The sequence below is a fragment of the Leptolyngbya sp. FACHB-1624 genome, from assembly GCF_047649235.1.
Classification (GTDB): Bacteria; Cyanobacteriota; Cyanobacteriia; order Leptolyngbyales; family Leptolyngbyaceae; genus Leptolyngbya; species Leptolyngbya boryana.
Map to the genome: position 1 here is coordinate 2,412,957 of NZ_CP180258.1, position 23,699 is coordinate 2,436,655.

The following is a 23,699-nucleotide window of genomic DNA, read 5'->3' on the forward strand; positions in this document are numbered from 1 at the left end:
TAGAAACAGTGGCACGATGTCTCTATATCTGACGATTCGGGATGTTTAAAGCATTCAATTGGTTTAAATTCAAAAAAGATGGTGTCATTTACAGCATTCCAAAATCTAAACGAATGCTGTTTTTATTTGAGAATTTATTCCGAATCGATTTTTGTTATGTTTCTATCATGGTTAGCGATTTATTTAACATTTCAGTTGCGATTAACTTTGTGAATTGTAATATACTCAGAGTGCGAGAGAAAAGAGTTGATAGCAATGCTTCAGAGCATTCCTTCTTTTCCAAAATCCTTCACCAGAGGTGAGATAGATATGGTGAAACAATGGCAAGATTTTCAATCAGGCAATTGGATGCAAGAAATTGATGTTCGCAATTTCATCCAAACCAATTACACACCTTACACCGGAGATGATTCGTTTCTAGCAGGTGTAACTGAAACAACACAAAAGCTTTGGAATCAAGTCAGAGATTTGATGAAGCTAGAGCGTGAGAAAGGCATTTTAGACGTAGATACAGCAACGGTTTCGTCGATTACATCTCATGTTCCCGGATATGTCGATCGCGATTTAGAAAAGATCGTCGGTTTACAAACAGATCACCCTCTAAAACGGGCGATCATGCCCTTTGGTGGAATTCGAGTTGTGAAAGCTGCGCTCAAAGCTTATGGCTACGAGCTTGATCCCAACACCGAAGCGATCTTTCATTTCCGTAAGACTCATAATGATGGCGTGTTTGACGCTTACACTCAAGAAATGCGCTTAGCGCGGCATTCTGGCATCATTACAGGCTTGCCGGATGCCTATGGTCGAGGTCGCATCATTGGAGACTATCGGCGAGTTGCTTTATATGGAGTCGATCGCTTAATTGACGATAAAAAAGCTCAACTCAAATCGCTCGAAGTTGATTCGATTGATGAAACGGTGATCCGCACCCGTGAAGAACTTTCCGAGCAAATCCGCGCTCTGTTTGAACTCAAAGAAATGGCAGCCGCTTACGGCTTCGACATTAGCCAACCTGCACAAACTGCTCAAGAGGCGATTCAGTGGCTTTATTTTGGCTATTTGGCAGCCGTGAAAGAGCAAAATGGAGCAGCGATGTCGATCGGGCGAATTTCGACCTTCCTGGACATTTATTGCGAACGGGATCTGGCTCAAGGACGGGTCACGGAATCAGAGCTGCAAGAACTGATCGATCACTTTGTCATGAAGCTGCGCATGGTGCGCTTCCTGCGGACTCCAGACTATAACGACCTATTTTCAGGCGATCCCACTTGGGTGACTGAAAGTATCGGCGGCATGGGCGAAGATGGTCGTCCCTTGGTTACTAAGACCAGCTTCCGATTTTTACACACCCTTGAGAATTTAGGTGCTGCACCCGAACCGAATCTCACGGTGCTCTGGTCAGAACAATTGCCGAGAGCGTTTAAGGAATTTTGTACTAAAACCTCGATCGCAACAAGCGCGATTCAGTACGAGAACGATGATGTGATGCGCCCGTATTGGGGAGACGATTATGCGATCGCGTGTTGTGTCTCGGCAATGCGCGTCGGCAAGCAAATGCAGTTTTTCGGAGCTAGAGTCAATCTTGCTAAATGTTTGCTCTATGCGATCAATGGCGGAAAAGATGAAAAATCGGGTGAGCAAATTGCTCCTGCTGCTGAACCAATCACGTCGGACTTCCTAGAGTATGAAGAAGTGCTGAGTAAATTCAAGGCAATGATGGCTTGGTTAGCCAAAGCTTACATCAATACTTTGAATGTGATTCACTACATGCACGACAAGTACTGTTATGAACGCCTAGAAATGGCATTACATGACAGAGACATTCTCCGCACAATGGCATGCGGAATTGCCGGACTCTCTGTTGCGACCGATGCGCTTTCTGCCATCAAATATGCAAAAGTCAAAGTTCTACGCAACGATGCCGGACTTGCCGTTGATTATGAAATTGAAGGTGATTTTCCGAAGTATGGCAACAATGACGATCGAGTCGATCAGATTGCTGTCAGTCTGGTAACAGAATTTATGAGCGAACTTCGGAAACATAAAACTTACCGGGATGCTGTTCCGACCCAATCGGTGTTAACGATTACGTCGAATGTCGTTTACGGCAAGAAAACCGGAAACACACCCGATGGTCGAAAAGCAGGCGCGCCGTTTGCACCCGGAGCCAATCCGATGCACGGACGAGATAGTAAAGGAGCGATCGCTTCTTTGGCTTCTGTCGCCAAACTGCCTTATTCAGAGTCACAAGACGGAATTTCTAACACATTCTCGATTGTGCCTACGGCTCTCGGCAGAACTGTTGGGGATCGCGTCAATAACCTGACTGGAATGTTAGATGGCTATTTCCATCAAGGCGGACATCACATCAATGTGAATGTGCTCGATCGTGAAATGCTGCTAGACGCAATGGATCATCCAGAACTGTATCCTCAACTCACGATTCGCGTGTCAGGCTATGCCGTGAACTTCATCAAACTGACGCGAGAACAGCAGTTAGATGTGTTAGAGCGAACATTCCACGATCGCTTTTAGAATGGGATAATCCAGCCGTGTCGCAGATGTCCCAAGGGATTCGTAAAACTGTGCCACCAGAACCATTTATTTGATCCGAGAAAGTAGCACCTATGACGAATACGCTTTCAAAAACAGCAGGCTACATCCACTCAATCGAAACCTGTGGCACAGCCGATGGTCCCGGCATCCGCTTTATTATCTTTACCTCTGGGTGTCCTCTTCGCTGTCTATACTGTTGCAATCCCGACTGTCGCCATCTCGAAGATGGAAAGCTAGTAACGGTCGATGAACTGATCGAGGAGATCCAAAAATATATTCCCTACATGCAGGCTTCTGGCGGTGGAGTCAACGCCTGCGGAGGGGAACCGCTTTTTCAGCCCCAATTTGTTCGAGAGATCTTTAAACGATGTCACGAACTCAAGATCCATACAGCGCTTGATACATCTGGATTTTGTGAGTTGAATGTTGCAAAGCCTGTGCTCGAGTATACCGACCTTGTGTTACTAGATATTAAATCATTCGATGCAAGCACTTACCACAAAGTAACGGGTGTTAATATCGAACCAACTTTAACTCTTGCTCGGTATCTGAATCAGATTCACAAACCGGTTTGGATTCGATTTGTGCTTGTACCTGGTTTAACAGATGATCCCCAGAATATTGCTGGGCTAGCAGATTTTCTAGCAACGCTCACCAATATCGAAAGAGTTGATGTTTTACCGTTTCATAAAATGGGCGAGTACAAATGGGAGCAATTAGGCTATGACTATCAGCTAAAAGACACCCCAAACCCAACTTCAGAGCAAGTTCAAGCCGCGATCGACATTTTCAAAAGTCGCAATCTCAATGCTATGTAACTTGCTCAACCTAAAATAATCGCTACTCTCATCGGGACGGAATTTATGAACATTGTCGCCGAAAAACCACAAGATCTCGAAACTCTGATTCAGCAAGTCAAAGCGGCTCAAGCTGTCTATGCAACCTACACACAAGAGCAGGTTGATCTGATTTTCAAAAAAGCAGCGCAAGCTGCAAACGAAGCGAGAATTCCGTTAGCGAAGCGTGCCGTTGCAGAAACAGGCATGGGAATTGTCGAAGACAAAGTGATCAAGAATCACTTTGCATCGGAATTTATCTATAACAAGTACAAGCACGAGCAGACCTGCGGCATTCTAGAAGATGACCCTGCCTTCGGCTATCAAAGAATTGCCGAACCGATTGGCATCCTCGCTGGAATTGTGCCCGTCACGAATCCAACTTCGACGACGATTTTCAAGGCGTTGCTGGCACTCAAAACCCGCAACGCCATTATTTTTTCCCCTCATCCCAGAGCGAAACAATGTACTGCGGCGGCTGCCAAAATTGTGCTTGATGCTGCGATCGCAGCAGGCGCACCTGAAGGCTTGATCGGTTGGATCGAAGAGCCGACGATTGAGCGATCGCAGGCTTTAATGCAGCACCCAGATATTAAATTGATCATCGCAACTGGCGGCCCTGGAATGGTCAAAGCCGCTTATTCATCCGGTCATCCATCGTTAGGAGTCGGTGCTGGAAACACGCCAGCCATCATTGATGAAACGGCAAACATTAAAATGGCAGTCTCATCGATTTTACTCAGTAAGACGTTTGACAACGGCATGATTTGCGCGAGCGAACAATCGGTTGTGATTGTCGATGCCGTGTATGAAGCCGTGAAGCAGGAATTTATCGATCGAGGTGCATATTTCCTCGATGCAGCAGAACGCGATCGCCTCCGAGACTGCGTCCTCGAAAATGGTCACTTAAATCCTAAAATCGTTGGGCAGTCTGTTGCTCGACTTGCTGAACTCGCAGATCTGCAATTTGAAGCAGGCATTCCGAAAGTGCTCATGGCAGAAGTGGAAGAAATCGGCACTCAAGAACCGCTGTCTTATGAAAAACTTTCGCCGATTCTGGCAGTGTATCGAGCCAGTGATTTTGAAGATGCGGTGCTGAAAGCCGAGAAGATTGTCGAGTTTGGCGGATTAGGACATACTTCAGTTCTCTATACTCAGCCCGCAAACACCGAGCATATTCGACACTTTGAGAATGTGTTGCGAACCTCGCGGGTGTTGATCAATACGCCTGCGTCTCAAGGTGCGATCGGAGATTTATACAATTTCCGGCTTGATCCATCGCTGACATTGGGATGCGGCAGTTGGGGCGGCAATACTGTGTCTGAAAACGTTGCGGCTCATCACTTGCTGAACATTAAAACCGTATCGCAGCGGCGTGAAAATATGCTGTGGTTCCGCGTTCCCCCGAAAGTTTACTTCCGGGATGGGTGCTTACCTGTAGCTCTCAAGGAACTAACTGGAAAACATCGAGCTTTTGTGATTACGGATAAGCCGCTATTTGAACTGGGCGTTTCGGAAAAAGTGACGCAGGTTCTAGAAGGAATTGGCATTACGCATCAAACTTTCTATGATGTCGAACCTGATCCATCTTTAGAAACGATCGAGAAAGGTTTAGCTCAAATCAACCTCTTTCAGCCCGATGTGATTATTGCCATTGGTGGAGGTTCGCCGATGGATGCTGCAAAAGTCATGTGGCTGATGTATGAGCAACCGGATACCGAGTTTGAAGGCTTAGCAACTCGCTTCATGGATATTCGCAAGCGTGTCTATGAAGTCCAACCTTTAGGGCAAAAAGCGAGCATGGTTTGCATTCCAACTACGTCAGGAACGGGTTCGGAAGTCACACCGTTTGCTGTTGTTACAGACCAGCACACTGGGATTAAGTATCCGCTTGCCGATTATGCGCTCACGCCGAATATGGCGATCGTCGATCCTGATCTCGTGATGCAGATGCCAAAACGCCTGACTGCGTACGGCGGTATCGATGCCTTGACCCATGCCCTCGAAGCTTATGTGTCAGTCTTTGCATCCGAGTTCACGAATGGGCTAGCTTTAGAAGCAATTCGCTTACTTCTGAAGTATTTACCTGCGGCTTACAAAGAAGGCGCAAACAATCCCAAAGCTCGCGAGAAAGTGCATTATGCGTCAACGATGGCAGGGATGGCATTTGCGAATGCATTCTTAGGCATTTGTCATTCAATGGCACATAAACTCGGTTCGACTTTCCATGTCCCGCATGGGCTTGCGAATGCCTTACTCATTTCTCATGTGATTCGGTACAATGCCACCGATGTTCCGTTCAAGCAAGCAATTTTTCCACAGTACAAATATCCGAATGTGAAATGGCGCTATGCGGTGATTGCTGAGTATGTGGGCATTACGGGTGCAACGGATGAAGAAAAGATTGAGAAATTGATTGCCGCGATCGAAGATCTCAAAGAGCAGCTTGACATTCCAAAAACGATTAAAGCAGCTCTGTCCGAAGACGATCGAGCTTTCTATGCACAAGTGGAATGGATGGCAGAGCAAGCGTTTGATGATCAATGTACAGGTGCAAACCCGCGCTATCCACTGATTGAAGACCTCAAAGCTTTGTACATTCAAGCCTATGAAGGCAATGCAACTACGCTAGGACAGGCTGAAAACCAAGCTCTAGTAGCACCGTAAGGGGGATTGCATGACTATTGTTTCTTTCGCAAATTGTCAGAGCGATCGCGTTCATGACATTTGGCGCTCTGGATATCATCCGCTGGATGCAATCTTCTCACCGAAAACGATTGCCGTCATTGGTGCAACTGAGCGAGATGGCAGTGTAGGAAGAACGGTACTCTGGAACTTGATGAGCCATCCATTTGGAGGCACAATTTTTCCAGTAAATCCGCAACGACCGAGTGTTTTGGGAATCAAAGCGTATCCCACGATCGCGGACGTTCCCGAAGCAGTTGATCTCGCAATTATTGCAACGCCTGCTCCGACGGTTCCTGATCTCGTGGGCGAATGTGTTGATGCAAATGTCAAGGGTGTGATTATCCTTTCGGCTGGTTTTCGTGAAGTTGGCTCAGCGGGTGTCGAGCTAGAACAACAAATTCGCGCCCATCTGAAACGAGGTCAGTTGAGATTGATTGGTCCAAACTGTCTCGGTGTCATGAATCCTCATCTGGGTTTGAATGCAACCTTTGCAAATTCGATCGCGAAACCTGGAAAAGTCGGCTTTATCAGCCAGAGTGGGGCTTTGTGTAGTGCGATTTTGGATTGGAGCTTTCATGAAAATGTGGGCTTTAGCTCGTTTATCTCGATCGGCTCAATGCTCGATGTCGATTGGGGCGATTTGATTTACTATCTCGGTGATGATCCCCACACTGAGAGCATCGTGATCTATATGGAATCGATCGGTGATCCACGATCGTTTCTTTCTGCCGCACGAGAAGTTGCACTGACTAAACCGATTATTGTGATTAAAGCCGGACGAACTGAAGCAGCGGCTAAAGCTGCCACGTCTCATACCGGAGCAATGGCGGGTAGCGATGATGTGTTTAATGCTGCACTGCGGCGCTGTGGTGTTCTGAGAGTCGATAGCATTTCTGACTTGTTTGATATGGCAGAAGTGCTAGCAAAACAGCCTCGTCCAAAAGGCTCACGATTGACAATCATTACCAATGCAGGTGGTCCCGGTGTTCTCGCAACCGATGCTTTAGTGACAAATGGTGGAACTTTAGCCGAGCTATCACCCGAAACGATTGAGGCACTCAATCAGCATCTTCCTGCACATTGGAGTCATCACAATCCCATCGATATTCTTGGAGATGCGGAACCTGAACGTTATGCCAAAGCATTAGAGATTGCTGCTCAAGATCCCAATAGTGATGGATTGCTTGTCATTCTCACGCCGCAAGCAATGACCGACCCAACTCGAACGGCTCAGCAATTGCAGTCTTACTCTCAACTGGGTAAACCCATTCTTACCAGTTGGATGGGAAATTCAGAAATTGCAGCCGGAGCAGAGTTGCTCAATCAAGCCAAGATTCCAACCTTTGCTTACCCGGATACTGCGGCGCGATTGTTTAACTATATGTGGCGATATAGCTACAATCTGCGCGGCATCTACGAAACGCCAACTTTAGCCGAAGCTGAGACAGTAAATCGGCTCGAAATTGAACAGATCATTCAAAACGCGAGAACCGCACGAAGAACCCTACTCACAGAGTTTGAATCCAAGCAATTTCTTGCGGCTTATGGCATTCCAACTGTTGAAACCCAGGTGGCTCGGAGTGCGGAAGCAGCAGTTCAAGTGGCTGACAAGCTAGGCTATCCAGTCGTGCTTAAACTGTATTCAGAAACGATTACCCACAAAACCGATGTCGGAGGTGTGCAATTAAACTTGCTGAATGCAGAGGCAGTTCGTGAGGCTTATCAAGCGATCGCGGCAACCGTTTTACAACGCACCCAGGACTCACAAGCTTTTCTTGGAGTCACCGTACAACCGATGATTCAAAGAGAGGGGTACGAATTAATCATTGGCAGCAGCCTTGATCCCCAGTTTGGGTCTGTGATGCTATTCGGCTCTGGAGGGCAACTCGTTGAAGTGTATCGCGATCGCGCGATCGCGCTTCCCCCCTTGAACACAACGCTCGCCCGGCGAATGATGGAGCAAACGCATATCTATCGAGCATTGCAGGGAGTACGAGGACGTAAAGCGGTCGATCTCGCCGCCCTAGAGCAACTCTTAGTTCGGTTTAGTCAGTTAGTCGTTGAGCAGCGATGGATTAAAGAGATTGAAATTAATCCTTTGCTTGCTTCGGCTGATAAGCTCTTGGCTTTAGATGCAAGGATTGTTCTACATGATCCGGATGTGACTGAAGCTGAACTCCCGAAATTAGCAGTTCGTCCTTATCCTAGTCAGTTTACTTGGAAGTACAAGCTATCTGATCAAAAAGAGGTGACGATTCGCCCGATTCGTCCTGAAGATGAGCCTTTGCTGATTCAATTTCATCAAACTTTGTCAGAGGAAAGCGTGTATTTTCGCTACTTCCATATGATTGGGCTAAAACAGCGGATTGCTCACGAACGTCTGACTCGACTGTGTTTTATTGACTACGATCGCGAACTTGCTCTAGTCGCTGAAAGGAAAGATGCTCAAACCGGAGCATCTGAGATTTTAGCAATTGCAAGGCTGAGTAAACTACATGCGACGAATGATGCAGAGTTTGGAATGATGGTCAACGATCGCTATCAGCGTCAAGGGCTTGGAACTATGTTGCTCAACTGCTTGCTGAAGGTCGGACGGCATGAGCATCTTGAGCGCATTCGTGCTGAGATTCTTTGCGAAAACAGAGCGATGCAGCGCGTCTGTGAGAAACTGGGATTTCAGCTCAGACGGGATGCAGAAGAAGGCGTGATGAAAGCAGAGATTTCATTCGCGATCGACGAGTAAGGAGAAATTCCATGCAAACCACGCAATTCGCTTCAGTGTATGGGCCTGTAAAATCTTGGCGTTTCGGTCGATCGCTCGGCATCGATCCGATTGGTTCAGTTTCAACTTGCTCATTTAACTGTGTTTACTGTCAACTGGGAGAAATCGAGCAGCAAAACGCGACTCGCAAAATCTTTGTCCCGACAGAGCGAATTCGGCAGGATCTTCTTGGCTTTCAGCCTTGGGATATTGATGTCATCACGTTGAGCGGAAGTGGGGAACCGACGCTAGCTCAAAATCTGGGCGAAATCATTACGATGGCTCAGATTCTCACTGGTAAATCGGTCGGAGTGCTGACCAATGGCAGCCTACTGGGGGATTCCTCAGTGCGTGCGGAATTAGCGATCGCTGATTTCGTTGCCGTCAAAATTGATGCCGTCTCTGATCAACAATTTCAAGGCATTAACCGCCCCGTTCAAAATTTGACTCTCGACAAAATTTGGTCAGGTTTGAAGCAATTTCGACAACGCTACCAAGGACAGTTAGCAATTCAAACGATGTTGCTTTCTCCCTGGCGCGATCAAGACCAACTCAACTACATTACCCACCTACAAGAACTATGCCCCCAAGAAATTCAACTCAATACGTCCACGCGCCCTAAACCGCTAGAACATCAATTAGATGCGCGGGGCAACCATGAACTGCTTCAGTCTTATCCAGTGCGATCGCTTAAACCCGTGAGCGAAGAAGTGCTGAAGCAGTTTCGCGATCGCATTCAAGCACAGCTTGATGTTCCAGTTCGTTATCCCGCTTTAATCCATTGAGGTGAAAGACTATGCACACCAAACCTGATGCTTATCAAGAACTGCTCGAGATTCCCCCTGGATATCTCAACATTATGGGCTATGTCGATGAGTCAGCCGTAAACGGGCCTGGATGCCGAGCGGTGATTTGGGTGCAAGGATGCTTACGTGAATGTCCAGGATGCTTTAATCCAGCTTCTTGGTCGTTTGAAGCCAATCAACTGGTCACGATTGAGAGTCTAGTCGAGAAGATTTTGAGCAACGATCGCAATCAAGGTGTGACTTTTTCCGGTGGAGAACCGTTCTGGCAAGCTCCTGCGCTCGCAAGCCTTGCGCGCCAGGTAAAAGCGGCTGGACTGAACGTGATGTCGTTTACTGGATTCACCCTAGAGCAATTGCGATCCGAGTTTGCTCCAGCAGGCGCTCAAGATCTGCTTGCAGAACTCGATTTACTGATTGATGGTGCTTATGTTGAATCATTAGCGATTCATAGTCCTGACTCTCTTGTGTCTTCAAGCAATCAGAGAGTGCATGTCTTTAATCCGGAATTGCATGATCGCTTAACTTGGGCGAGCGATCAAATTGAAATTCACGTCCTCAAAAATGGCGATCGCATTATTACTGGCTTCCAAGGTCAGATGTCTCTCACAGAGTAATTTAAGGAGTAGAAAGCGATGGTAACCACTCCCGCAGCAGAACGGTCGATTAGTCCGTATGGTGAAGCACGATCGACCGTTCAAGGATCGCCGCTCAGCACCGAAGAAGCTCGCAAAATTCATGCGTTTTGGCAAGCCTGCAACTATCTTGCAGTCGGCATGATTTACTTGCGTGACAATCCGCTTCTGCAAGAACCCCTCAAGCCTGAACATATCAAAAACCGTCTGCTCGGTCACTGGGGATCGAGTCCAGGTCTAAGCTTCATCTATACCCATTGCAATCGCCTGATCAAGAAGTTTGATCTCGATATGATTTTCTTGGCAGGTCCTGGGCATGGTGCGCCCGGTGTGCTAGCTCCCATCTATCTAGAAGGAACCTATTCGGAGGTCTTCTCAGATAAAAGCGAAGATACCGAAGGACTGCTGCGCTTCTTCAAACAGTTCTCTTTTCCGGGCGGCATCGGCAGCCATTGTACGCCTGAAACCCCTGGATCAATTCACGAGGGGGGTGAGCTAGGGTACAGTGTCTCTCACGCCTATGGAACTGTCTTTGACAATCCAGACTTGATCAGTGTAGTTGTCGTCGGCGATGGTGAATCGGAAACAGGCCCGCTCGCGACTGCTTGGCACTCGAACAAGTTTATCAATCCGGCACGCGATGGTGCGGTCTTGCCAATTCTGCACTTGAATGGCTACAAGATTAACAATCCCACAATTCTGTCGCGTGTCAGTCACGAAGAACTCGAAGATTTGTTCAGTGGCTACGGCTATAAGCCTTACTTTGTGGAGGGAAGTGATCCCGAAACCATGCATCAGGCAATGGCTGCGACCTTAGAGCATTGTGTGAACGAAATTAAAGCCATTCAGCAACAAGCTCGCAGCAGCGATGTCGCTCAACGCCCTCGCTTTCCGATGATTATTTTTCGGACTCCCAAAGGCTGGACAGGACCTCAGACAGTCGATGGGCATAAAGTCGAAGGATTTTGGCGATCGCACCAAGTTCCCTTATCTGAAATGCAGCACAATCCGGAGCATCTTCAACAGCTAGAAGCTTGGATGAGAAGCTACAAACCAGAGGAACTCTTTGATCAAAATGGCAAGCTACTCGCTGAACTTAAGGATATGGCTCCGACTGGGACGCATCGCATGAGTGCGAATCCTCATGCTAATGGTGGGATTCTGCGTCGGGCTTTAAAAATGCCAAACTTCCGCGACTATGCGATTGACGTGCCCAAACCAGGACAGCTCGAAGTTGGAAATACTGTGCCGTTAGGCAAATTTCTGCGGGACATCATGAAGATGAACCCGAACAACTTCCGAGTCTTCGGGCCGGATGAAACGACTTCTAACAAGCTGAATGCAATTTACGAAGTCAGTAAGAAATTCTGGATTGCAGATTATTTGCCTGAAGACGAAGACGGCGGCGAACTCTCTCCAGACGGGCGCGTGATGGAAATGTTGAGCGAGCATACCTTAGAAGGCTGGCTCGAAGGCTATCTCCTCACGGGACGACATGGATTCTTCTCAACGTATGAAGCATTTGTGCATGTGATCGATTCGATGTTTAACCAACATGCGAAATGGTTAGAAATTTGCAATCATCTCTCTTGGCGCGAAGACATTGCATCATTAAATCTTTTAATTACGTCTACAGTGTGGCGGCAAGACCATAACGGCTTTACTCACCAAGATCCAGGCTTTCTAGATCTCGTTGTTAACAAGAGTCCTTCTGTGACTCGGATTTACTTACCGCCCGATGTCAATTCGTTGCTTTCTGTAGCCGATCATTGTTTGAGAAGTACTAACTACATTAATGTGATTGTTTCTGACAAGCAACTCCACTTCCAGTATATGGATATGGATACAGCGATTAAACATTGTACAAAGGGACTTGGCATCTGGGATTGGGCGAGTAATGACCAGGGAACAGAACCCGATGTTGTGATGGCAACAGCGGGAGATATTCCCACTCAGGAAGCATTAGCTGCGACAGCGTTACTGCGGCAAGAATTTGCGGATGTGAAGATCCGATTTGTGAACGTCGTTGATCTGTTTAAACTACAACCGGATACAGAGCATCCGCATGGATTAAGCGATCGAGACTTTGACAGTCTGTTCACAACTGATAAACCGATCATTTTCAATTTCCACGGCTATCCTTGGTTGATTCACCGTCTGGCTTACCGTCGGACGAATCACGCAAATCTGCATGTCCGAGGCTACAAAGAGAAAGGCAATATCAACACGCCTTTAGAACTGGCGATTAACAATAATATCGATCGCTTTAGTCTCGCAATGGATGTTATCGATCGCGTTCCCAGACTTAGAACAACGGGCGCTCATGCGAAAGAAAAGTTCAAAAACATGCAAATTCAATGTCGCCAGTATGCGTATGAACATGGGATTGATCAACCTGAAGTGATTAACTGGAGGTGGAATCTTTAGGACTACTCATAGTTCACGAAAATTAAGCTGATAGGGAGATAGGGAGTAATCTAAGTTTGGGTTCTCCCCATCTCTATCCTCTCTCCATTTCGCACGTTCAGAGTCTGCTATGTTTGGAGCAGATTCAAGGATTGTTCTAAAAGAGGGATTGCTTTTGCAGATTGCTTTTGCGTGAGATAGAGATTCGCGATCGCAATTAAATTTGCCCGAACAAAATCTTGATGCTGAGCAGACCGAGAAAGTTTCGTTAAAAGGGACTGTGCTACCTCTGGCTGATTTGCTGCAATGGCTTCTAACACAGCAAATTGAATGATGGATGCTTTGAAGGTGCAGTACTGGTCGGGAATCTTTTGGATCAGTTGATCCGCTTTTGTAAAATTACGGGCGCGACTATAGAAGGTTGCAAAACTGCCGAGGTTGATAGCTGCTGTTCCTGCGATCGAGGGCTGAACTGGAATTGCTGTAACGGTTGGAGTAGGTTTTTCGGGTTGGAAGGATGAGGCACTTAGCCGGACATACTCAAAAAATCGCCATAAAGCGGATTCGTCAGGAGGAGTGGGTGAGATGGGCAACAAAGGTTCAAACGTTGGAAATTTTGGTTTTTGCGATCGTTGCTCAAAGCTTTGCAATTGTCGATCGAGCAGTTGATTTGCCTGCTCAAAATCGCCCGCTTCTGCAAACTGAACTGCAATCGTCGGCAAAAGGGGCTGAATGTTTTGCTGAGTTGCTAAAGATAAGGCTTCTTGCAGTAAGGTGCGTGCTTTCGTTTGGTATCCGACCTGATTGAGTGCGGATGTAGTCTGAAGTAGGCGAATCAGATCTCCGTTGTTGCCGCGCATGGTTGAGATCACACGATCGCTGAGTGCGGATTGATTTGCCAGTGCTGCTTTGTAGGCAACCATCGCTTGTAATTTCGGTTCTGCTAATGATGAAATTGCCGCTGCGGATGCCCATTGTTCTGTTTGAAGGAAACGCTGGATGATCCGTTGAGCCGTCTCTTGTTGTAGCTTCGCATCTTTGAGCGAGAGTAGAAATCGTTGGCTTTGTTGAACATTTTTTTGTTCTGCAAATTGTCGCGCGATCGCGGATCGGGTTGAATCTTGACGATGGAAGCTAAAGGAATCCGGATCAGCTTGAACTGGGAGCTTTTGAATCAAGTCTGCAACTGTGGTTAAATCTCCAATGGCAGCATAAGCAAGGCTCAAGTGATGGGTCAAGTCAGGGTTCACAGAAAGGCTGTTTGATTCTGTTTTGATGTTGAGTTTCATGAGTTCAGCCCGTGCGCGATCGCGCTGTCCGATGCGAGCAAATTCTTGAATCATCCTGAGCTGATTGGATAGGTTGCGAGGTTCCGATCGCGCTTGATCTGCTAGGGATTCGAGTAGAGATCGGGCTGCCTGAAAATCTCCTGCTTGACGATAGACGACTGCTAAATTCACCCATTCGGAAAGTTGATCGTCTTGGGTCAGCACAGAGCGAATCTTTGCTGCAATTTTTAGAGTGATAGGTTGATTGGGATATAACTCCGCTAGTACAATCCACCACAGCAATTTGCCGTTTTTGATCGGGAGTTGATCGACCACGTTCAGTATCCAATCGGCTTGATCTTGAACAGGTAGAGTCCGCGCCGCGAGAAAGATCGCATCAATATCTCCAAATCCAGTCAGGTTGAGCTTAGGCACATGTGCGGTTGCAGCAGCTTGATCTCCAGCGATAAGAGACTGAATCATGACTAAGGTTGAGAGATCTTTAGGGGCGAGCTTGAAGCGCGATCGCATCTGCTCGTTGACCTGAGCGGCGCGTTCTGGTTGACCTGCTTTGAGAAATGCGATCGCAATTTCTGCCATTTCTTTTCCTTGCTGACTTTTCGCCAATTCAGGATCACTTAACGGAATCGCGCGATCGTCTCCACCATAGGGACTGATGCAGGCTGGCTTAACCTGCGCCAGACTCATCGAAGGCAGACCAACGAGTTGCAGACTGAGAAGTGTGACCGGGAAAAGTTTGTGCATTGGTCGAGGAGATTACGTTGAATCGGTATAGGATTTTGCGATCGTGAGCAAATGCAAACCGCGATCGCGTAACTTTGAATCAGAATAGTCTCCCTCAGCAAAGTGGGTTTAGCCCGTGGATAGAATTCCTAGGCTAAACCGCAACGAACTGAAACCCCAGGGAAATTTTCTCGACTAGCTTGAAAGTGCACATCTCACCTTTTCGAGTGCTTGATCGCGAGTCTTCTTCTCTTTCAAAGTATTCGCAACTTTCAAAGCCTGAGCGGGTTGCTTCAATCGAGCGTACTGAACCGCGATCGCTTCAATCAAACTTCCGCGATCATTCTCCATCTCGATCACCGTTCCCCCCTCTGCACCCAATCGATCAAACTGAGATTCTTCTCCTGGAATCGTTTGAGCAACTTTGAAGGCTTGAGCGAGGAAAGGAAGCGCTTTATCGGTCTGTTTGAGTTGGGTGTAGCGTTGAGCGATCGCCAGCAGTAATTGAGTTTGACCACTGGCTGAATTTAATCGAGGCACAATGGAAGTTGCCATATCAAATCGATTTTGCGCTAATGCCATTCCTGCAACTGTCTGTAGGCGTTGAAAGCGCTTTTCAGGCAACACAGAACCGTTTGCAAGCTGAAAGGCTCCATCTATCTGATTGGCTTCTCGAAACAGTTCAAACGGATTGTCTATTCGTCCACCTAGCTGCATATCATTCTGATTCATCTTGCTCTTAACAACGCGATCGAGCAATCTCTGAGTCGTTACAGTATCTCCTATCTGAGCGTAAGAAAGGGCAAGTACTCCGACACCAATGTATTCAATGTCATCTGGCTCGTTCGTGTCGCCGCCCTCACGCTGAAGTCGATCACGGGATGCTTTTATCAATGCGCTAATTTGCTGCTCAGTGGTCTGAAGCAAGTTCTTTGCCCAAGCTGTTTGTCCAGATTGATGAGCAGCTAGCGCGATCGTAGATTTCAATCGAACCTGCAACACTGGGCGATTCGCGATCGGCAACTTTTCCGTCCACTGCAAAGCTTGCAGATGCCGACCTTTCTGAGCATGAGATGTCGTGATTCTCTCGACATCTTGATCCGTCAGACCAAAATCAACCTTTGAAATGCGATTCCATTCTTGGATAAACCAATCAAACTGCTCCGCTTCAGTCGCAGTGTTTATCAGATTAACAAGTTCAAATCTGTGCCAACTGCTATCTTGCTGATTCAGGATCTCAGTCAATTGCTGAGAAAGCAGTTTCTTCGCTTTGACTGGCTCATTTGCACGAACATCAGCCAAAAGAATGACCTTGTAAGCTTCTTTCTTGAAAGATGGCATCTCAGAATTGATAGCAAGCCGTCTTGCTGCATCTCTTCGACCTACCTCGACTAGATTGACGACGAGATCTCTTCTCAGCATTTCTGAAGTATAGAAACCACTCACTAGGTTTGGAGTGGCAGCAATCGCCATTGCCTGATCAAACCGTTTTGTCGCTATTCCTGGTTGTTGAGCACGCTCATAAGCTACGGCAATTTTTCCAAGCGCGATCGCTTTTTGCATCGGATGTGTAATGGTTTGAATCGCTTGATCTGCATTGCCTAATTGCTTGATTCTGATGTAGTTCTCAGCAATTGCTCTGAATACGATCGCGTGTGATTCTGAATTTTTAGGCAGCTTAGCCGCGATCGCTCTTGCTTTCGTAAAATTCTCATCTTCAGCATGGAGTGTTGCGAGTCGAACGAGTCGGACAGCTCGATCGGATTGCTGAATCTGCTGAATTGCTTTCTCAGCTTGGGTGAGACTGGTTTGAGCGATTTGCGGTTGAGGCAATGCAGCATATCCTGCGGCAATATCGAGTAACCGATCTGCTTTTTCAGTTGTCCCCTGAACAAAACGCACAGCATCCCGAGCTTGATTGAGAGCATTGATCGCAGATGGGAACTGATTGAGAACAATGTAGGATTTTGCGATCGCAGCGAAGGCACGAGTTTTAATTGAGCTATGGTTTGGTTTCAGCCGTTGCGTAATTTGATAAAGCTGATCTAAGATTTGCGTCGTCTGTTTTTTGTCAGAAAATTTCAGCAACTGCTCAATTCGAGTGCCGTTGTTGTCTTCTAAAAGCCACTGCTCGACTGTATTATGAGGATATTGCGTTCGCGGTGTGATCAACAAAGCTTCTCTTAAAGTTCGCACCGTTGTTGCCAGATCACCATTGTCTAGTGCAACACGAGCCTGATCGCGCAGCGCATATTCATCCGTATCTAACGTTTGATCTGGAGTGCAAATAGAAGTTTGAGCAACGGCTGGAAGCTCGATCGCTGGATAAGACTGCAATCCTGTAACTGTCAGTAGCGTGAGGAGAACAGAGAACCGGGTGACACGAATCATAAGCAATGAATTTCAATCTACGGATAATAGCTACAATGGCAAAGACTCCGGGTTCTGAATGTCAACGTAACAAAATCAGAAACAGAAATTGATATACGCGAAGCCCCCTAAAAATCTCAGCACCTAATCGTCTGCCCCGTTGATGATGAGAGGTGAATTTCTGGATAAAGACGCTTGGCATCAGTACTCGTAAAGTGCCAGTCCAGGGTGGCTTTCTGATCATTGAGATTGCCGAGAACTAAGCGAATCTTGATAGCCATGAGAAACTATTCCTCAACTAGGCGTTAAAGCCAACGAGCAAAATCAGCATTCGTCCGGTGTTCGGTGACTTCCACATGTTGCCACCCGACGCGGTGTTGAAAGGCAACAAATATGTTGAAAGGCAACAAATAAGTGCAAGTTCCATTGCGCTCACACTCAGGTGAACTTGACGTTGTGGCATAACGAGATTGCAGGGTGTTGATGCCTAATTCACCTAAATTTGTCTCACCCTGCAAAACTAGTGGGGTCAAACAGGAGTCTCCTAGTTTTCTCCTAGGTTAGTGACTGGTTGATTTGGCTTTGTCTCAGTCGATGCTTTTGTTTGAATTACAGTTGAAAATTGACTAAGATTTTGAACAAGAGAATCTTGGCGAACACGGGCATACCGTGCTGCAAGTCCGCAGAGTTGGCACATAGGGCTATTGCTTGTAAGTGATGTAGTAATCGTTCAGAAAATCTTGGGGCACTTGTTTGAGTTCGACCCGCTTGAATCCCGCTTCAGCTAACATTTTTAATGCTTGCTCATTGCCCCACACCGTTCCCAGACCCATACCGCCATAAGCCAAAGAAACCGTCATACAATGCATACAAGAAATGGTATAAAGCCAGGGTGCGATTGGATGCTCTAGGTTGCCCTCGATCTGGCTGGAAGCATGAATGTCTTGCATCAAGTAAACCCCATCGCTTCGTAGGGCTTGATAGATATTGCGTAGCACGATGTCCGGTCGTGCTTGGTCGTGAATTGCATCAAACGTTGTGATTAGATCGTAGCGATCGTGCTCGTTCAAAGTAGCGGCATCTTGCACTTGAAATCGAATATTGCTGAGATTTTGCGATCGCGCTTCATGGTTTGCAGTCGCGATCGTCACCTCCGAAAAGTCATAGCCCGTAAAGCGACTCTTAGGGAAGTTCGCGGCAAGGGTGCTCAGTGCCCGTCCACTCCCACACCCGAGATCGAGGACATCAATGCCTTGTTCTAGTGCTTCAGTCAGTCCCGGAACGAGCGGTAAGATCTGATCGAATAGTGCTGTTACTGTCGATTGACCACTGTCTTCCGCCATCACCTCGTGAAATCGCTGGAACTCAGAATAGGGAACACCGCCACCTTTATAGAAACACTCGATTACTTGCTCTTCGACCGAGGCAAGCACCGGGATGTATTGAGCAACAAGAGCCAGATTGTTCGGTGTGGCAGATCGCGTCAAAAAAGCAGCATACTCTATAGGCAGCACATAGGTTTGAGTCAGTGGATTGTAGGTTACGAATCCACCTGTGACCATTGCACCGAGCCATTCGCGCACATAGCGTTCGTTCAGCCCAGCAGCCGCAGCAACTTGCTGACTGGTCGAGGGCGGCAAGTCTGCCATTGTGTCAAACAATTGAGTCCGATGTCCGATCGACATCATCAGCGACAAAGCGGCACTGTTGAAAATCTCGAACATTCTTCCTGCAAAGGCTTCTGCTTTGGTGGTATCAAAAGTTTGGGTTGTCATCGGACGCTCCTTGAAAATTCATCTGAACTTAAAGGTAGCGATCTCGCCGTTCCTAAACCGTTGCCAAAGCGTTCCAACTCTAAAACCCTTCTGGGTTAGGGCATCAGCAGGTGAGCCGACCAGATGCGATCAAAGGAAGTGCCCAATTTTCGAGAAACGTCGCGAATCGTTTCTGCATCCAATCCCTCTAGTTCATAGACCGCAGAAGTACGATCGAGTGACAAATAGGAGCGTAACCAGTTCACCCCTAACTCTGTGCAGCATTGAGAAAATTGTTGGTGAATTCTGTTCCAGTCTGGTGCGCTCGAAGCAGGAGAGTGTGCTTCGATGACAGAGCGATCCGCCGAGTTGGGTTGAGGGCGAGAACGGTTTGGAATCATTTCCCCTGACCAGATTGCCCGTTTTTGAACTCCTAGATGAGCGTAGGCGTTCCGCACAGTCGCAGCATCGGGAGAATCGTAAAGACAGATCATTTGAGCACGATCGCGAGACAGGAGGGAATGAAGCCAGGTGATCCCACGAGCTTGTAGACAGGGCAACGCAATTTCAACGGCTTCTTCTAAGTAAGCATCGGTCAGTGGTTGTTCGGCAACAGTTTCAACAATCACGAGTGACATAACGACCTCAACTAGAAAGTTTACGTTTTTTCATTAAGGGCTGTAGTTGTTGCGTCATGCAATCAACCTGAGTTTGAGCGCGGACACTGAGCAAACGGCGATCAATCCGATGGTGTAAAGTTTCAAATACTCCTATTGCCCGTTCGGCGTGCTTTAATACTAAAACACTTTGAATCAGCAGCGCTCCAGCGATCGCAATCTCGCTCGGATGCTTCATCGTTTGCGCCGCTTGTAAAGCTTCCTCGGCTCGAAGAGCCGCTAATTCAAATCGTTCCTGAGCAAAATCTACTTCTGCTGCTCCAATCAGGATGTAAGCTAGCATTCGCTTGATATCCAGTTGTTGCAGTTTGACGATCGCGGCTTCTAAATTGGCTTCGGGGCGCTGAAGCTGATAATGGGCAAGCGCTGCTAAGGCTGCTGCTATAGCGTTTTCACTCTCTTTGCCTTCAATCTGGGCAACAAGATGCGTCATCGTTGAACAGTAAGACAAAGCAGCGCTTGGATTGCCTGCTTCTAATTCGGTCATGATTAACCCCATTAAACAGTTACATTCTCGCCAACGATCACGATCGCGTTGCGCGAGTTGCAATGCCTGTTGCAAGAAAGTTCGCGCTGCATCATAGTTCGCCTTGTGTAGTTCAATCCCTCCTAATCCACTATGGATATCACACTGCTCTAGTCCGACCCGATTCGCCAAGGATTGGGCTTCTAGGAGGAGTGCTTCTGCCCGAATCATATCCTGTCCCAATTCTGTCAAGCAGGAGCCACTCAGCGCTAACACTCTAGCGGCTGTCGCAGGGCTAGCGGCACGACTCACTTCTGTTGATCGCAGGGAATGTTGATGCAGTTGAACGTAATTGCCCTGCTCGTAATATAGAACGTTTAAAGTTTCGTGTCCGATTGCGGCATCGTCATTCAAGCCTAATCGATTTGCTTCTGCCATCAGTTGATGAACCTGAGTTTCGATCTGCACAGCGAGATCGTGCTTGACACCTGCGATCGCCCAGACTCGGAGTAACTTCAACTGTAAGGGAATACGAGAGCGCTGATCGAGCCATTGACACGACTGCACCCCCCGCTCTGCGAGAACTGTTGCTTCCGCATAAGCAAATAATTTTAAGCAGCGTTCTGCGGCAAGCAAGGCATGAGAGGCAGCGAGTGCATGATCTCCTCCTAGCCCCGCATGATGAGTAATATCTCCTGCGAAAGAATGATCTAGCGTTGCGATTTGGTTGAGCCGGTGAGCAATCTGCCAATGCATCAACTGGCGGCGCGGCTCTGAAATGTGTTGATACACAACTTGGCGCACGACATCATGGGCAAAGTCATAGCCTAGTTCATTTTCACCTGTCGCACTGGGACGGATAATGCTTTGTTGCTCTAGTTGCGCGATCGCGCTGAATAACTCCGGCAACGGATAGTCTGCCACCTGAGCGACCATTGCAGGCTTGAAACTTCGTCCGAGCGCGGCTGCCCAGGGTAAAAGGTCACGCGCTTTGTCCTCTAATTGGTCTAAGCGATCGCGAATCAACGCTGCCAAATCCGTTGCATGAGATTGCCGCTGAGACAATGCTCGTGCTATCTCCAGCACAAAGAGAGGATTGCCGCCACTATCTCGAAAAACTCGATCGATGAGTTCTAGAGACATCTCAAATGGATGATCGGTATTGGCTGCATGAATCAAGGCTGCTGTGTTACCCCGATCGAAGGGTTGGAGTTCAATCGTATTTAAACGTTGCTCCCGTCGAAGTGATCGAAGAACTTGCGAAATCGCGGCATTTTTGGAGAGTTCCCCAGAACGAGCCGTACAAGCAAATTTAACCGGGAGATGAGTCAACAAGCGACTCGCATAGTGCAGTAAGGCGGATGAGCCTTCATCTATCCACTGAATATCATCGAGCATCACCAGTAAGGGGGTTTGTGCTGCCCAGTTTGCTAGCAATTGCACGACCGCATCAAACAAATGGCTTCGATCCGGTGGGGCTTTGCTCGGTTGTCCGATTTCGGGCAGTAAGAAGCCTAATTCTGCTGGGACAGGATTGAGGAGCCGTACCGATCGCAATGCATCGATCCAGATGCCGTAGGGTCGTAGCATTTCAGCCGCAAATCCCCGTCCCCAGAGCGCAAAAGGGGTTGTTTCTCGAAGTTCTTCTAGAAGTCGAGTTTTGCCAATCCCAGGTTCACCAGTGAGGAGTAGAACTTGATGGTCAGCGATCGCTGACCATTCTTGAATTAAATGCCACTCGTGGTCCCGTCCGACCATTGGCAAGGCGGATTGTGACGGCAGCGATAGGGGGAGATGTACCCTTGGCTGAATTGGAGATGTGCCGATGGGTGATTCTTCTTCTAGTAGCAATTGTTCATAGAATCTACGAGTGGTAGGACTCGGATCAACGCCCAACTCCTCGCGCAGCATCGTCATACAGTGGTGATAAACCTGAAGTGCATTAGCGCGATCGCCACTCAAATCATGCAATTGCATCAAGGTGCAGTAGGTCGATTCGTTGAGCGGATCGACCCATGATAGCTGTTGTGCGTAGTTTAAAGCTAAACGATAGTCTTGCTGGTTTTTGAGTTGTTCGATCAATTGCTCTAAGGCTCGAACATACACTTGCTGCAATCGATCTCGTTCTGGGAAAATCCAGTCATCGTCGCAACTAGGCAATAATTGACCTCGATAGAGCGCGATCGCACGTTCAAGTTGGTTCTGTGCTACCGCATTCTCAAACTCCATCACATCTAGCGCAAAAGGAATAGTTGGCGACCATGAGAGCGTTTTTGGCTCGATCCGTACAATCTGTTCTACATTGGGTAGGTTTTGCCGCAGATTGTATAACTCTTTACGTAGGTTAGTTCGAGCCTGCGGATCGCTCGAGTCTCCCCAAAATAGATAGGCTAAGTGTTGGCGAGATTGTGCCCTTTGCCGATTCAATGCTAGATAAGCCAGCAAAGACTGAAGCCGTTCTGAAATCGCCCTCGTCCACGACTGGTCGCCGTAGGATAAGTCAAACCCACCAAGAAGTTGAATCTGCAACATGGGTGGCACGATCGCGCTTCCTCCCTAACCTAGAGATCTCGTCTAACCTAAAGGCTCCCAATTCCATAGAATGAACGGATCGGATTTTTTGCAACTTTCATTACATTTCTTTAAATATTGCATCCGAATAATTCATGGTCTTCCGATATCTGAGGTTGCCTGCGGTGAGAACGGCTAGTTGACGATGCTGACTTTGTAGAGTGGAGAGGTGGGACGACGGGGAGCAGGACTATGATTTTAGGTCTTTCTCCGCTCTCCCCATCAGATTGATCGTGGTGAACTCTTAACCTTATGCTCAAGTTGAGTTGCGGATAGTTCAGAGTTCGCAATACTGCTCAACCATCGAATTTTTGAGCTTATAGTTTCAAAGTAGAGCCATTGTTCTAAGATTTGAGGCTGAGAAACTTCTCCAAAGCACTCGACATGGTTGGCGGCCAGCGGCGCACGTTTTTCACCCATTCAATGTCTTTGTACCGCTTATCTAATCCGACTGCTGAAACCCACTGGCTCTCTGCTTCGCCCTGCTTGCCTTCAACCCACAGTGCAGCCGTGAGCGCTGCCCGCATATCGGCAAATTTTGGATACTTGCGAACTAAATTTCGCATTGTCCGAATGGCATCTTCAATGTTGCCAAGTTGGTACTGAGCTAATGCATAGTTGGCACGAGCAAACGCATAGTCTGGAGCAGCATCCGCTGCTTTTTGAAAATCTTTTACTGCCACTTCCCACTGTCCTAATGCGGCTTCAGCACTGCCTCGATTGTTATAGGCAGCCGGATCATTGGGATCAAGTTCGAGAACTTTGTTGTAATCGGCGATCGCGCTTTCAAATTTTCCCAATCCTTCCATTGCGGCTCCCCGATTTAGATACGGATCCGGGGCATTCGGATCAAGCTCGATCGCTTTGTTGAAATCTGCGATCGCACTTTCTAACTTGTTTTGACTGACTTTGGAATTGCCGCGATTGCTCCAAATGGCGGGATTATCTGGCAGCAACTCTAGCAGTTCTGACCAATACGCTTCAGCTTTGGTAAAGTCGCCTTTGTTGGTCGATTCAAAGGCTTGCTGTTTTAGAGTCGAAAGTTGCTCAAACAGAGTCGCAGCAGTCATGGGTTCTTCTTCAGCAAGAACAGGTTGCCAAGCGATGAAAAACGCGATCGCAACCATCAACAGAGATTTGAGCAAACAGCGAATCATGAACATC

The 23,699-nt window shown here is 47.6% G+C and carries 14 protein-coding genes; 7 read left to right on the forward strand and 7 right to left on the reverse strand.

Features of this window, described 5'->3' with window-relative positions; genetic code table 11:
- Nucleotides 1–309: 309 nt before the first annotated feature.
- The 7 genes from pflB to ACMUEV_RS11250 all read left to right on the forward strand — a co-directional run bounded on the left by pflB (nt 310) and on the right by ACMUEV_RS11250 (nt 12,706).
- Complete coding sequence (pflB, locus tag ACMUEV_RS11220) at nt 310–2,535, forward strand: formate C-acetyltransferase (RefSeq protein WP_190653232.1); 2,226 nt, start codon at nt 310–312, stop codon at nt 2,533–2,535.
- A gap of 92 nt (nt 2,536–2,627) precedes the next feature.
- Nucleotides 2,628–3,374: a pyruvate formate-lyase-activating protein gene (gene pflA, locus ACMUEV_RS11225; protein ID WP_017289001.1), complete on the forward strand. Its 747-nt coding sequence runs from the start codon at nt 2,628–2,630 to the stop codon at nt 3,372–3,374.
- A 45-nt stretch (nt 3,375–3,419) separates the two neighbouring features.
- Nucleotides 3,420–6,059, forward strand: coding sequence for a bifunctional acetaldehyde-CoA/alcohol dehydrogenase (gene adhE, locus ACMUEV_RS11230; protein WP_017289000.1), 2,640 nt, complete (start codon nt 3,420–3,422; stop codon nt 6,057–6,059).
- A 10-nt stretch (nt 6,060–6,069) separates the two neighbouring features.
- Nucleotides 6,070–8,823, forward strand: coding sequence for a bifunctional acetate--CoA ligase family protein/GNAT family N-acetyltransferase (locus ACMUEV_RS11235; protein ID WP_190653231.1), 2,754 nt, complete (start codon nt 6,070–6,072; stop codon nt 8,821–8,823).
- Nucleotides 8,824–8,834: 11 nt separating this feature from the next.
- Nucleotides 8,835–9,626 (forward strand): radical SAM protein, encoded by a 792-nt coding sequence (locus ACMUEV_RS11240; protein ID WP_190653230.1) that lies wholly within the window; start codon nt 8,835–8,837, stop codon nt 9,624–9,626.
- An 11-nt stretch (nt 9,627–9,637) separates the two neighbouring features.
- The gene (locus ACMUEV_RS11245) at nt 9,638–10,261 is read left to right on the forward strand and encodes a 4Fe-4S single cluster domain-containing protein (protein WP_190653229.1); all 624 of its coding nucleotides are present in this window, start codon (nt 9,638–9,640) and stop codon (nt 10,259–10,261) included.
- An 18-nt stretch (nt 10,262–10,279) separates the two neighbouring features.
- Nucleotides 10,280–12,706 (forward strand): phosphoketolase, encoded by a 2,427-nt coding sequence (locus ACMUEV_RS11250; protein ID WP_017288996.1) that lies wholly within the window; start codon nt 10,280–10,282, stop codon nt 12,704–12,706.
- 107 nt (nt 12,707–12,813) lie between these two features.
- Here ACMUEV_RS11250 and ACMUEV_RS11255 read toward each other — a convergent pair whose 3' ends face one another.
- The 7 genes from ACMUEV_RS11255 to ACMUEV_RS11285 all read right to left on the reverse strand — a co-directional run bounded on the left by ACMUEV_RS11255 (nt 12,814) and on the right by ACMUEV_RS11285 (nt 23,692).
- Nucleotides 12,814–14,718: a tetratricopeptide repeat protein gene (locus ACMUEV_RS11255; protein ID WP_190653228.1), complete on the reverse strand. Its 1,905-nt coding sequence runs from the start codon at nt 14,716–14,718 to the stop codon at nt 12,814–12,816.
- Between the two features lie 174 nt (nt 14,719–14,892).
- The gene (locus ACMUEV_RS11260; protein WP_190653227.1) at nt 14,893–17,088 is read right to left on the reverse strand and encodes a hypothetical protein; all 2,196 of its coding nucleotides are present in this window, start codon (nt 17,086–17,088) and stop codon (nt 14,893–14,895) included.
- Nucleotides 17,089–17,372: 284 nt separating this feature from the next.
- The gene (locus ACMUEV_RS11265; RefSeq protein WP_144056231.1) at nt 17,373–17,600 is read right to left on the reverse strand and encodes a hypothetical protein; all 228 of its coding nucleotides are present in this window, start codon (nt 17,598–17,600) and stop codon (nt 17,373–17,375) included.
- A 168-nt stretch (nt 17,601–17,768) separates the two neighbouring features.
- Nucleotides 17,769–18,842, reverse strand: a complete 1,074-nt coding sequence (locus ACMUEV_RS11270; protein ID WP_190653226.1) for a class I SAM-dependent methyltransferase — start codon at nt 18,840–18,842, stop codon at nt 17,769–17,771.
- Between the two features lie 95 nt (nt 18,843–18,937).
- Entirely contained in the window at nt 18,938–19,459 is a 522-nt protein-coding gene (locus ACMUEV_RS11275; RefSeq protein WP_190653225.1) for a nickel-binding protein, read from the reverse strand.
- 7 nt (nt 19,460–19,466) lie between these two features.
- Nucleotides 19,467–22,496 carry a BTAD domain-containing putative transcriptional regulator gene (locus ACMUEV_RS11280; protein WP_242044787.1) on the reverse strand — a complete coding sequence of 1,010 codons (3,030 nt, stop codon included), beginning with the start codon at nt 22,494–22,496 and terminating at the stop codon, nt 19,467–19,469.
- A 383-nt stretch (nt 22,497–22,879) separates the two neighbouring features.
- The gene (locus ACMUEV_RS11285) at nt 22,880–23,692 is read right to left on the reverse strand and encodes a tetratricopeptide repeat protein (protein ID WP_017288990.1); all 813 of its coding nucleotides are present in this window, start codon (nt 23,690–23,692) and stop codon (nt 22,880–22,882) included.
- Nucleotides 23,693–23,699 lie beyond the last annotated feature (7 nt).